General features: G+C 58.0%; 6 protein-coding genes, 2 tRNA genes and 3 rRNA genes. 2 read left to right on the forward strand and 9 right to left on the reverse strand.

Features of this window, described 5'->3' with window-relative positions; all coding sequences use genetic code 11:
- Positions 1–11 precede the first annotated feature (11 nt).
- Together pyrC and CAL28_RS23480 are read right to left on the reverse strand one after the other, a co-directional pair.
- Complete coding sequence (gene pyrC, locus CAL28_RS23475) at positions 12–1,076, reverse strand: dihydroorotase (RefSeq protein WP_094843576.1); 1,065 nt, start codon at positions 1,074–1,076, stop codon at positions 12–14.
- A gap of 68 nt (positions 1,077–1,144) precedes the next feature.
- Positions 1,145–2,338, reverse strand: coding sequence for a M20 aminoacylase family protein (locus tag CAL28_RS23480; RefSeq protein ID WP_094843577.1), 1,194 nt, complete (start codon positions 2,336–2,338; stop codon positions 1,145–1,147).
- Between the two features lie 144 nt (positions 2,339–2,482).
- On the opposite strand from CAL28_RS23480, the gene CAL28_RS23485 reads away from it, so the two are divergent.
- Entirely contained in the window at positions 2,483–2,761 is a 279-nt protein-coding gene (locus CAL28_RS23485) for an SWIB/MDM2 domain-containing protein (RefSeq protein ID WP_066354569.1), read from the forward strand.
- 262 nt (positions 2,762–3,023) lie between these two features.
- On the opposite strand, the gene CAL28_RS23490 is transcribed toward CAL28_RS23485, so the two are convergent.
- The 7 genes from CAL28_RS23490 to CAL28_RS23520 form a co-directional block, all read right to left on the reverse strand.
- A complete protein-coding gene (locus CAL28_RS23490; RefSeq protein WP_094843578.1) occupies positions 3,024–3,392 on the reverse strand; it encodes a DUF4870 family protein in 369 nt (122 codons plus the stop codon).
- A gap of 174 nt (positions 3,393–3,566) precedes the next feature.
- A 5S ribosomal RNA gene (gene rrf, locus CAL28_RS23495) occupies positions 3,567–3,679 on the reverse strand.
- Positions 3,680–3,982: 303 nt separating this feature from the next.
- Positions 3,983–6,867, reverse strand: a 23S ribosomal RNA gene (locus CAL28_RS23500).
- A gap of 370 nt (positions 6,868–7,237) precedes the next feature.
- Positions 7,238–7,313: transfer RNA gene (locus tag CAL28_RS23505), tRNA-Ala, on the reverse strand.
- Between the two features lie 10 nt (positions 7,314–7,323).
- Positions 7,324–7,400, reverse strand: a tRNA-Ile gene (locus CAL28_RS23510).
- A gap of 84 nt (positions 7,401–7,484) precedes the next feature.
- A 16S ribosomal RNA gene (locus tag CAL28_RS23515) occupies positions 7,485–9,015 on the reverse strand.
- The 16S, 23S and 5S rRNA genes sit together here with 2 tRNA genes alongside, the layout of an rRNA operon.
- 915 nt (positions 9,016–9,930) lie before the next feature.
- Complete coding sequence (locus CAL28_RS23520; protein ID WP_094843579.1) at positions 9,931–10,407, reverse strand: Lrp/AsnC family transcriptional regulator; 477 nt, start codon at positions 10,405–10,407, stop codon at positions 9,931–9,933.
- Positions 10,408–10,552: 145 nt separating this feature from the next.
- Between CAL28_RS23520 and hppD the strand changes: the two genes are divergently transcribed.
- Positions 10,553–11,680 (forward strand): 4-hydroxyphenylpyruvate dioxygenase, encoded by a 1,128-nt coding sequence (gene hppD, locus CAL28_RS23525; RefSeq protein WP_094844804.1) that lies wholly within the window; start codon positions 10,553–10,555, stop codon positions 11,678–11,680.
- Positions 11,681–11,726 lie beyond the last annotated feature (46 nt).

Genomic DNA, 11,726 nt, shown 5'->3' on the forward strand with positions numbered 1-11,726 from the left:
GTCGCTGCCTCCTAGCTCTGCACTCGCCATGCCAGAGACTCGCCGGCAGCCAGCGGCACCAGCGTCGTCGCACCATACGGGACTTCCTCGGGAATGAGGTATTCCTGGCGCTTGAGGGTCAAGGTCCCGCTATTGCGCGGCAAGCCGTAGAAGTCCGGGCCGTAGTGGCTGGCGAAGCCCTCCAGCTTGTCCAGCGCGCCGGCCAGCTCGAAGGCCTTGGCATATAGCGCCATGGCATGCAGCGCGGTGTAGCAGCCCGCGCAGCCGCAGGCATGCTCCTTCAGACCGCGCGCATGCGGCGCGCTATCCGTACCCAGGAAGAAGCGCTTGCTGCCGCTGGTGGCGGCGGCGACCAGCGCCTGCCGATGCACCTCGCGCTTGAGGATAGGCAGGCAATACATATGCGGACGCATGCCGCCCTGGAACAAGGAATTGCGGTTGTACAGCAGATGCTGCGGCGTAATGGTTGCCGCCACCGGGCCTTCCGCGTCACGCACGTATTCCGCGCCGTCCTTGGTCGTGATGTGCTCGAACACGACCTTCAACGCGGGATACGCCTGCCGCAAGGGCCGCATGACGCGCTCGATGAACAGGGCTTCGCGATCGAATACATCGACCGCGGGGTCGGTCACCTCACCATGGACCAACAAGGGCATTCCGCACTTTTCGAGCGCATCGAGCGCTGGCCGGCACTTGCCCAGGAGGTCGGTCACGCCGGCGTCCGAGTTCGTCGTCGCACCGGCCGGATAAAGCTTGACGGCATGGACCATGCCCGATTCGCTCGCGCGGCGGATTTCCTCGGCGGAGGTATTGTCGGTCAGGTACAGCGTCATCAGCGGCGTGAAGGAACCGGGCGTCACACCGGCGCGGCCCAGCGCGGCTTCGATGCGCTCGCGATAGGCCAGAGCCTGCTCCGTGGTCGTCACGGGCGGCTTCAGGTTGGGCATGATGATGGCGCGTGCGAACTGCCGCGCGGTATCGGCGACCACCGCGGCCAGCGCATCGCCGTCGCGCAGATGCAGATGCCAATCATCCGGGCGCGTGATGACCATGGTATCGAAAGACTGTGTAGACATGGAATTTCCAATATAGATGACGCGCGTCACGCGATCGCGGCGGGGGCGCCGGAAAATCGTGGCCGGCGCTATTCCGACAGGGGCATGCCCCGCTCGGCCAGGGCGCAGAACATCGCCGCGCCAAGCGGAATCACCGCATCGTTGAAATCGAAGTGACTATTGTGCAGCGTGCAGCCCGATTCCGCGCCGCCCTGGCCCAGGCGGAAGTATGCGCCCGGTCTCGATTGCAGCATGAAAGAGAAGTCCTCCGAGCCCATCGATGGCACGAGGTCGCGGACGACATTCTCCTTGCCTACCATCTCGGTCGCGATGTCCGCCACCAGGTTGGCGTGCTGCGGCGTATTGAGCGTGGCCGGATAGATACGCTCGTACTTGACCTCCGCCGTCGCGCCGAATGCGCCCGCGATGGACATGGCCAACTCGCTCATGCGCCGTTCGACCAATTCCTGGACGGTCTTGCGAAAGGTCCGCACCGTGCCCACCATCCGGGCCTCGCGTGGAATCACGCTCATGGCGCCGGGGTGCCCGGCCTGCAGCGACCCCACGGAGACCACAGCGGAATCGAGCGGGTTGATATTCCGCGCGACGATACTCTGCAACGCCGTAATCAAGTGGCCCGCCACCACCACGGGATCGATGGTCTGGTACGGATGGGCGCCATGGCCGCCACGCCCGTTAATGACGATCTCGAAGCGGTCGGCCGCCGCCATCATGGGACCTGGATTGATGCCTATCGTCCCCGGAGGCAGGCCGGGCCAGTTGTGCAGCGCATAGATGGCATCGCAAGGGAAGGTGTCGAACAAGCCATCTTCCATCATTGCCTTGGCACCGCCGCGGCCTTCTTCCGCGGGCTGGAAGATCAGGACCGCGGTGCCATCGAAATTGCGTGTCTGGACCAGATAGCGGGCCGCGCCCAGCAATACGGCCGTGTGGCCGTCGTGCCCGCAGCCGTGCATCAGGCCGGGCTTGGTGGACTTGTGGCCGAAGGAATTATCTTCCGTCATCGGCAACGCATCCATATCGGCCCGCAGGCCGATCATGCGGCCGCTATCGGTGCCACGACCGCGGATCACGCCGACCACGCCGGTCTTGCCAATGCCGCGGTGCACTTCGATGCCCAGGGCTTCCAGCGAGCCGGCCACGATGCCCGACGTGCGGACTTCCTCGAAACCAAGTTCGGGATGTGCGTGCAAGTCGCGCCGCAATGCCGTTAGTTCATCATGGAATAAGCGAATCGATTCGAGCGCTGAACGCGGATACATAGTCCGTCACGGATTACAAAGTTGCTGAGATCAGTGGGTAATTTTAGTTGCTACAGACGATAAATGCCTTTGTCTTTAGGGCGCAGACACGTTATGCTCCGGCCGCAGGATCAATTTTCCAACACTGAGAAGGAGAGCCGCATTATGGCCACACCCTCCAAAACCGCGTCCGCCCGCAAGCCGAATGCTGCTTTCATGAAGCCGCTCACCCCGAGCGCGGATCTGGCTGCGGTCATCGGTCCCGAGGCGGTGCCCCGCACCGAGGTCACGAAAAAGATCTGGGAATACATCAAGAAGCACAACCTGCAAGATGCCAACAATAAGCGCAATATCAACGCAGATGACAAACTGCGTCCGCTGTTTGGCAAGGACCAGGTTTCGATGTTCGAGTTGACCAAACTGGTCAACGCGCACCTCAAGTAAAGCTCTCTATCACGCAAGCCCACTCAAACCGGGCTGCTGCGTCAGCGGGTTCCATCTAGCGAACCCCGGCAAACGATAGCGCCGCGACGCGTTTCGTATCAGCAGGCGCCGTGCCAGGGAGCGCGCGCAACCGACCTTCCAAAGCGGTATTGATAACCGCTCGGGACCGGATAAAAGAAACGGCTGGCATTTTTGCCAGCCGTTTCTTTTGGCTTCCATCAGTATGGCGCGCCGCGGTTTTCAACCCAGCCCAGGCATTGCGTCACGCATACGTCGGCGTAGGCGCACGCCCTTCCATCAAGGCGAGCCAGCCTTTGATTAGACGATAGAGCACCCACACTACCGTGGCCGCGACACCCAGCCAGCCGATAAAAATCAACGTCGCAATGGCGCTGATGGCAAGCCACAGCAGGGACCACCAGAACGTGCGCAACAGCCAGTCGAAATGCGATGCGTAGTAAGTGCCGGCCGCATCCGCCCGCTTGACGTATATCAGTACGACGGCCGCGAGTGTCCCGAAGGGAAGGAAGCCGCCAGTCACGAAACCCAGGGCGAACAGGCCATACGCGACATGCGTAATGGTGCGCAGGTCTGGACTACTGCCGCTAATAGGGATCTGGGGCTCACTCACGATAACCGCTCCTTCTGGTTGACTCGAACATGTTACCGCACAACATCCATCGCTTCGGCCAAACGGGAAACCCCTGCCGTTGAACGTTGTTATTTGCGGACGTATTGGAAGAAGCGAAGCTGGCCGCAAAAGCAAAACCCCGCTGGGGAGCCCAGCGGGGTTTTGGGGATAAGAGCCTGACGATGACCTACTTTCACAGACGTCCGTCCACTATCATCGGCGCGAAGGCGTTTCACTGTCCTGTTCGGGATGGGAAGGAGTGGTACCACCTTGCTATGGTCGTCAGGCGTAAAGGGTTGCGCGCCGCGCGCGGTCCGGTAAGGACGCTGCGCGTCACGCCAATCTGGATGAAGCACGCCGGGCGGTGAGGTCCGGGCGAGGGTATTGGGGTGGCCAGCCTGGCGCTTTCGCGCGGGGGGCTGGGCACAGGATTCGGGTTGGGACTGCGTGGCGGATCGCAAGCGATCCGCATTGGCACGTCTACGCCAAGCAATCAGGGCAAGTCACGGGGCAGGTTGCGCGAGGCAACAGGCGCCGGCTTGCGGTCAGCTGCAAGGGTTGTTCGATGGGGGTCTAACCATCAGGGTTATAGGATCAAGCCGCACGGGCAATTAGTATCGGTTAGCTTAACGCATTACTGCGCTTCCACACCCGACCTATCAACGTCCTGGTCTTGAACGACCCTTCAGGGGGCTCGAGGCCCCGGGATACCTAATCTTCAGACGAGTTTCCCGCTTAGATGCCTTCAGCGGTTATCTCTTCCGTACATAGCTACCCGGCAATGCCATTGGCATGACAACCGGTACACCAGAGGTACGTCCACTCCGGTCCTCTCGTACTAGGAGCAGGCTCCGTCAAGTATCCAACGCCCACGGCAGATAGGGACCAAACTGTCTCACGACGTTTTAAACCCAGCTCACGTACCTCTTTAAATGGCGAACAGCCATACCCTTGGGACCGGCTACAGCCCCAGGATGAGATGAGCCGACATCGAGGTGCCAAACACCGCCGTCGATATGAACTCTTGGGCGGTATCAGCCTGTTATCCCCAGAGTACCTTTTATCCGTTGAGCGATGGCCCTTCCATTCAGAACCACCGGATCACTATGTCCTGCTTTCGCACCTGTTCGACTTGTCAGTCTCACAGTCAAGCACGCTTATGCCATTGCACTATCAGCACGATTTCCGACCGTACCTAGCGTACCTTCGAACTCCTCCGTTACGCTTTGGGAGGAGACCGCCCCAGTCAAACTGCCCACCATGCACTGTCCCCAACCCGGATAACGGGCCAAGGTTAGAACCGCAAACAGACCAGGGTGGTATTTCAAGGTTGGCTCCACCGAATCTGGCGACTCGGTTTCCGCGCCTCCCACCTATCCTACACAGGCCGGTTCACAGTCCAATGCAAAGCTACAGTAAAGGTTCATGGGGTCTTTCCGTCTAGCCGCGGGTAGATTGCATCATCACAAACACTTCAACTTCGCTGAGTCTCGGGAGGAGACAGTGTGGCCATCGTTACGCCATTCGTGCAGGTCGGAACTTACCCGACAAGGAATTTCGCTACCTTAGGACCGTTATAGTTACGGCCGCCGTTTACCGGGGCTTCGATCAAGAGCTTGCACCCCATCACTTAACCTTCCGGCACCGGGCAGGCGTCACACCCTATACGTCGACTTTCGTCTTTGCAGAGTGCTGTGTTTTTAATAAACAGTCGCAGCCACCGATTCTCTGCGACCCCATCATGCTCAGCGCGCAGGCGCCTCACACTACCGGGGCATACCTTCTCCCGAAGTTACGGTATCAATTTGCCGAGTTCCTTCTCCCGAGTTCTCTCAAGCGCCTTGGAATATTCATCCCGTCCACCTGTGTCGGTTTGCGGTACGGTCTCGTACAGCTGAAGCTTAGAGGCTTTTCTTGGAACCACTTCCAATCACTTCGCGAGACATGCTCGCTCGTGCCACACCCTTGAGTCACGCGCCCGGATTTGCCTAAGCGCCCTCTCTAATGCAGCAACAGGGACTTCCAACACCCTGATGATCTTCCGCGATCCGTCCCCCCATCGCACTGTACGACGGTGCTGGAATATTAACCAGCTTCCCATCAGCTACGCATCTCTGCCTCGCCTTAGGGGCCGACTCACCCTGCGCCGATGAACGTTGCGCAGGAAACCTTGGACTTACGGCGAGGGGGCTTTTCACCCCCTTTATCGCTACTCATGTCAGCATTCGCACTTCTGATACCTCCAGCAACCCTTACGAGTCACCTTCACAGGCTTACAGAACGCTCTCCTACCGCGTGCAGTTTGACCTGCACACCCGCAGCTTCGGTTTATCGCTTAGCCCCGTTACATCTTCCGCGCAGGACGACTCGATCAGTGAGCTATTACGCTTTCTTTAAAGGATGGCTGCTTCTAAGCCAACCTCCTGACTGTCTAAGCCTTCCCACTTCGTTTCCCACTTAGCGATAATTGGGGACCTTAGCTGGCGGTCTGGGTTGTTTCCCTCTTGAGTCCGGACGTTAGCACCCGGTGCTCTGTCTCCCAAGCTGGACTTGCGGGTATTCGGAGTTTGCCATGGTTTGGTAAGTCGCCATGACCCCCTAGCCATAACAGTGCTCTACCCCCCGCAGTCATACTTGAGGCACTACCTAAATAGTTTTCGGAGAGAACCAGCTATTTCCAGATTTGTTTAGCCTTTCACCCCTATCCACAGCTCATCCCCTAGTTTTTCAACACTAGTGGGTTCGGTCCTCCAGCACGTGTTACCGTGCCTTCAACCTGGCCATGGATAGATCATCTGGTTTCGGGTCTACACCCAGCGACTGAACGCCCTATTCGGACTCGCTTTCGCTACGCCTTCCCTATCCGGTTAAGCTTGCCACTGAATGTAAGTCGCTGACCCATTATACAAAAGGTACGCCGTCACCCCACAAGGAGGCTCCGACTGTTTGTATGCATACGGTTTCAGGATCTATTTCACTCCCCTTCCGGGGTTCTTTTCGCCTTTCCCTCACGGTACTGGTTCACTATCGGTCGATCACGAGTATTTAGCCTTGGAGGATGGTCCCCCCATCTTCAAACAGGATTTCACGTGTCCCGCCCTACTTCTCTTACGCCTAGTTCCACGCATTGCATTTCGCCTACAGGGCTATCACCTGCTACGGCCGGGCTTTCCATCCCGTTCGACTATACAACGCGCTAAATCGTAAAGGCTCTTCCGATTTCGCTCGCCACTACTTTCGGAATCTCGGTTGATTTCTGTTCCTCGAGTTACTGAGATGTTTCAGTTCACCCGGTTCGCTTCCTGGAACCTATGTATTCAGCCCAGGATACCGCCTTGCGGCGGTGGGTTTCCCCATTCGGATATCTGCGGATCAATGCTTGTTTGCCAGCTCCCCGCAGCTTTTCGCAGGCTACAACGTCCTTCATCGCCTGTGATCGCCAAGGCATCCACCATATGCACTTAGTCGCTTGATCCTATAACGCTAATGGCTATAAAACCTCTTCAAGCAACCGTCTTGCTTCTGACATGATTACTTCGCGTTTGTGCCGTTCAAATCCTCAATACACTTGAGTTTGAACTATCATGCAATCACAACCCGTATCCAACGGCGCATCAAATATCAATGCACCGCCAATACTTCTCGTTGTGCTTCTTCCAGATTGTTAAAGAACGAATAAAACTGTCGAGCCAAAAACTCAACGCTCAATACCCCGGCCGCTCGCCCCGCTTCACGGAACAAACACCGGCAGACACTGACCGTTGAACTCTCTTTTCTCGCGGACCCGGCCTCACGCCGCCCCAGCCCCCGAGTCGGGCGCCAAGCACAGCACCACCAAACGAAACTGGTGGAGGTGAACGGGATCGAACCGATGACATCCTGCTTGCAAAGCAGGCGCTCTCCCAGCTGAGCTACACCCCCAGATAAACTGTGGTGGGTCTGGTTGGATTCGAACCAACGACCCCCGCCTTATCAAGACGGTGCTCTAACCGACTGAGCTACAGACCCAATTCGCATCGGATCCGCTATCGATCCAGTCTTTTTCAACAACCGATAAGTGTGGCCGCTTAACAGACAACAGCACTTGCTCTGAAAGGAGGTGATCCAGCCGCACCTTCCGATACGGCTACCTTGTTACGACTTCACCCCAGTCATGAATCCTACCGTGGTAATCGCCCTCCTTGCGGTTAGGCTAACTACTTCTGGTAAAACCCACTCCCATGGTGTGACGGGCGGTGTGTACAAGACCCGGGAACGTATTCACCGCGACATGCTGATCCGCGATTACTAGCGATTCCGACTTCACGCAGTCGAGTTGCAGACTGCGATCCGGACTACGATCGGGTTTCTGGGATTGGCTCCCCCTCGCGGGTTGGCGACCCTCTGTCCCGACCATTGTATGACGTGTGAAGCCCTACCCATAAGGGCCATGAGGACTTGACGTCATCCCCACCTTCCTCCGGTTTGTCACCGGCAGTCTCATTAGAGTGCCCTTTCGTAGCAACTAATGACAAGGGTTGCGCTCGTTGCGGGACTTAACCCAACATCTCACGACACGAGCTGACGACAGCCATGCAGCACCTGTGTTCCGGTTCTCTTGCGAGCACTCCCAAATCTCTTCGGGATTCCAGACATGTCAAGGGTAGGTAAGGTTTTTCGCGTTGCATCGAATTAATCCACATCATCCACCGCTTGTGCGGGTCCCCGTCAATTCCTTTGAGTTTTAATCTTGCGACCGTACTCCCCAGGCGGTCAACTTCACGCGTTAGCTGCGCTACCAAGGCCCGAAGGCCCCAACAGCTAGTTGACATCGTTTAGGGCGTGGACTACCAGGGTATCTAATCCTGTTTGCTCCCCACGCTTTCGTGCATGAGCGTCAGTGTTATCCCAGGGGGCTGCCTTCGCCATCGGTGTTCCTCCACATATCTACGCATTTCACTGCTACACGTGGAATTCCACCCCCCTCTGACACACTCTAGCCCGGTAGTTAAAAATGCAGTTCCAAGGTTAAGCCCTGGGATTTCACATCTTTCTTTCCGAACCGCCTGCGCACGCTTTACGCCCAGTAATTCCGATTAACGCTTGCACCCTACGTATTACCGCGGCTGCTGGCACGTAGTTAGCCGGTGCTTATTCTGCAGGTACCGTCAGTTACGCCAGGTATTAGCCGGCGCCGTTTCTTTCCTGCCAAAAGTGCTTTACAACCCGAAGGCCTTCATCGCACACGCGGGATGGCTGGATCAGGGTTGCCCCCATTGTCCAAAATTCCCCACTGCTGCCTCCCGTAGGAGTCTGGGCCGTGTCTCAGTCCCAGTGTGGCTGGTCGTCCTCTCAAACCAGCTACGGATCGTCGCCTTGGTGAGCCGTTACCCCACCAACTAGCTAATCCGATATCGGCCGCTCCAATAGTGCGAGGTCCGAAGATCCCCCGCTTTCCCCCTTAGGGCGTATGCGGTATTAGCTACGCTTTCGCGTAGTTATCCCCCGCTACTGGGCACGTTCCGATACATTACTCACCCGTTCGCCACTCGCCGCCAGACCGAAGTCCGCGCTGCCGTTCGACTTGCATGTGTAAGGCATCCCGCCAGCGTTCAATCTGAGCCAGGATCAAACTCTTCAGTTCAATCTCTGTTTCGTACAGCCCACGCGTCTTCCGACACGGGACTGTCTTTCGCTAGCGCTCTCAAAGGAAGTGAGGACCCAGACGAATTTGACTTCGCCTGATTCCTGACACTTACTTATATGAGCACTTGATTTCTTCGGCCCCATCCAGAACCCTGCACTTGCGTGCCGATCCCGGACGAGTGCGCCGCCATCCATCAAGCGCCCACACTTATCGGTTGTTTAGTTTTTAAAGAACAGGTGGGCTCGCTACCCGGGAGGCCTTGCAACCCCCGCTGACTTCGCCTGCCGCGTCGCTGGTGTTTCCACCGTCTTGCTTCGCGTCGTTTGCTGTGTCAGCAGCAGAGAAACGAGATTATGAAGACATTTTTTTGGGCTGTCAAATCAGCATCGCCGACTTGATTTGGAAAGATCCGAACTGCCCGTGATAGCCAGGATTCACCCATCAAAACAGAAGGAAGAACCCTGATCGCACTGCCTTGGCCACCCGACTTGGGCAACAAGGCCACACGCGTACAGCAAACACCTCTACAAACCCCAAGGAGCACCCATCTCGTCACGGGAACTCCCGCCAGTCCAATAACGCAACCGGAGCCTTGCATCATAGCATGGACGAGGCACTTTCCGCCCTCGTGCGCCTCCCGTTTTTCGTTGAATCCAGGCGTTCCCTGGCCTGTGGCCAGCATGACCCGCGCCGCGTCGCAACGGCTGCCCGCATGCATTCGCGCCCCTGCCAGGCGCCTTCCCTCCGCGGTCCGGCTTCGCCCTTCGCTACCAACGTTTGCCCTGCGCTATCCAGGCCCGCCGCCCCACCCCAGTTCGTCTTGCGCGACGAAGCCGCCCCCGGTTCCGGGGTCGCCTTTTATCGACCGCCCTTCATCGCGCATCTCTTGACCCTATGAACACCAGCTACGTATTACAGCGCCAGCTCCGTGATCTCCTTGATTTTCTGGAGCGCGAAGCTGGAACGCATATCGATTACCGCCGGATGCTGCATCAGGATATCCATCGCAAAGCGGGAGAAGTGGGCAAGATCCTGTACCTGGATGCGCAACAGATAGTCCATATCACCGGTCATGGCATAGCAGGCAACCACTTCCGGCCATGCCTGCACATCGCGGGCAAAGTCCGCCATGGGAGCGTGGCTGGAGCCGCTGTGCTTGTTCAACCGGATCGTGACATAGGCAACCAGGCCGAAGCCGACTTTTTCCGCGTCGACCACCGCGACGTAGCGCCGGATGTAGCCCTCTTCTTCCAGGCGCCGCACGCGGCGCAGGCACGGGCTGGGCGATAGCGAGACCCGGTCCGCCAGCTCCTGGTTCGTCAGCTTGCCGTCCCGCTGCAACTCCACCAAAATTTTGCGATCGGTCCTATCCAGGTCGTCTCTTGGCATTATTTACCCCAAGTCTTCATAGAAGAAGCATTTTATTGCTTCAAATCCCCAGGTTACCGCCATTTTCGCAATCGAATGCCGGACTATGTTTTCTACAATTTCCCGACCTTCTCCAACCCAGAACAGATAACCAGGGATGCACGTCATGACAGAAGCCTTCCGGCCATGGGACAACCCCATGGGAACCGCCGGTTTTGAATTCGTTGAGTACGCCGCACCCGACCCCGCCGCATTGCGCCGGGTGTTCGAGCAGCTAGGATTCAAGGCCATCGCGCGACATCGCCACAAGGATGTGATCCTGTATCGCCAGGGCGGCGTCAATTTCCTGGTCAATGCCGAGCCGGACTCATTCGCCCAGCGCTTCGCGCGACTGCACGGCCCATCGATCTGCGCCATCGCGTTTCGCGTGCAGGATGCCGCCGCGGCCTATCGCCGAGCCCTGGAACTGGGCGCCTGGGGCTTCGATTCGCACAGCGGGCCGATGGAATTGAACATTCCGGCGATCAAAGGCATAGGCGACTCCCTGATCTATCTGGTGGATCGCTGGCGCGGCAAGGAAGGCCACGGCGGCATCGGGGATATCAGCATCTATGACGTCGATTTCGAACCGATCGACGCCCGCACCGCGGAAAGCGACATGAACCATGCCGGCGCGGGACTGACGATGGTGGACCACCTTACCCATAACGTGCACAAGGGCCGTATGGCGGAATGGGCTGAATTCTACGAACGCCTGTTCAATTTCCGCGAGGTGCGCTACTTCGACATCGAAGGCCAGATCACGGGCGTCAAGTCCAAGGCCATGACCTCGCCCTGCGGCAATATCCGCATCCCGATCAATGAGGAAGGCACGGAACAGAAAGGACAGATCCAGGAATACCTGGACCTGTATCACGGCGAAGGCATCCAGCACATCGCCATGAGCACGGACGATATCTACGCGACGGTGGAGGCACTGCGGGCGCGCGGCGTCTCCTTTCTGGATACGCCAAACACCTATTACGAACTGCTCGATCGGCGGCTTCCGGACCACGGCGAACAGACCGAGCGTCTGGCGAAGAACCGGATCCTGCTGGACGGCGCACCGGGCGGCGGCCTGTTGCTGCAGATTTTCACGGAGAACCAGATCGGCCCGATATTCTTCGAGATCATTCAACGCAAAGGCAACGAAGGCTTCGGTGAAGGCAACTTCAAGGCATTGTTCGAATCGATCGAGCTGGACCAGATGCGCCGCGGGGTATTGAAACCCGCCGACGCCGCCAGCAAGGGCTGACAAACGGCCACGCATACCGCCCCGCTACGGTAGGGCGGCATGCGCG

Origin of the sequence: Bordetella genomosp. 11, from assembly GCF_002261215.1 — a bacterium.
In the GTDB taxonomy this organism is placed as follows: domain Bacteria; phylum Pseudomonadota; class Gammaproteobacteria; order Burkholderiales; family Burkholderiaceae_B; genus Bordetella_C.

Bases quoted from the DNA above. Each gene is read 5' to 3' on its own strand.
- CAL28_RS23520 (WP_094843579.1), bottom strand. From the start codon at position 10,407: ATGCCAAGAGACGACCTGGATAGGACCGATCGCAAAATTTTGGTGGAG.
- hppD (WP_094844804.1), top strand. From the start codon at position 10,553: ATGACAGAAGCCTTCCGGCCATGGGACAACCCCATGGGAACCGCCGGT.
- CAL28_RS23480 (WP_094843577.1), bottom strand. From the start codon at position 2,338: ATGTATCCGCGTTCAGCGCTCGAATCGATTCGCTTATTCCATGATGAA.
- pyrC (WP_094843576.1), bottom strand. From the start codon at position 1,076: ATGTCTACACAGTCTTTCGATACCATGGTCATCACGCGCCCGGATGAT.
- CAL28_RS23485 (WP_066354569.1), top strand. From the start codon at position 2,483: ATGGCCACACCCTCCAAAACCGCGTCCGCCCGCAAGCCGAATGCTGCT.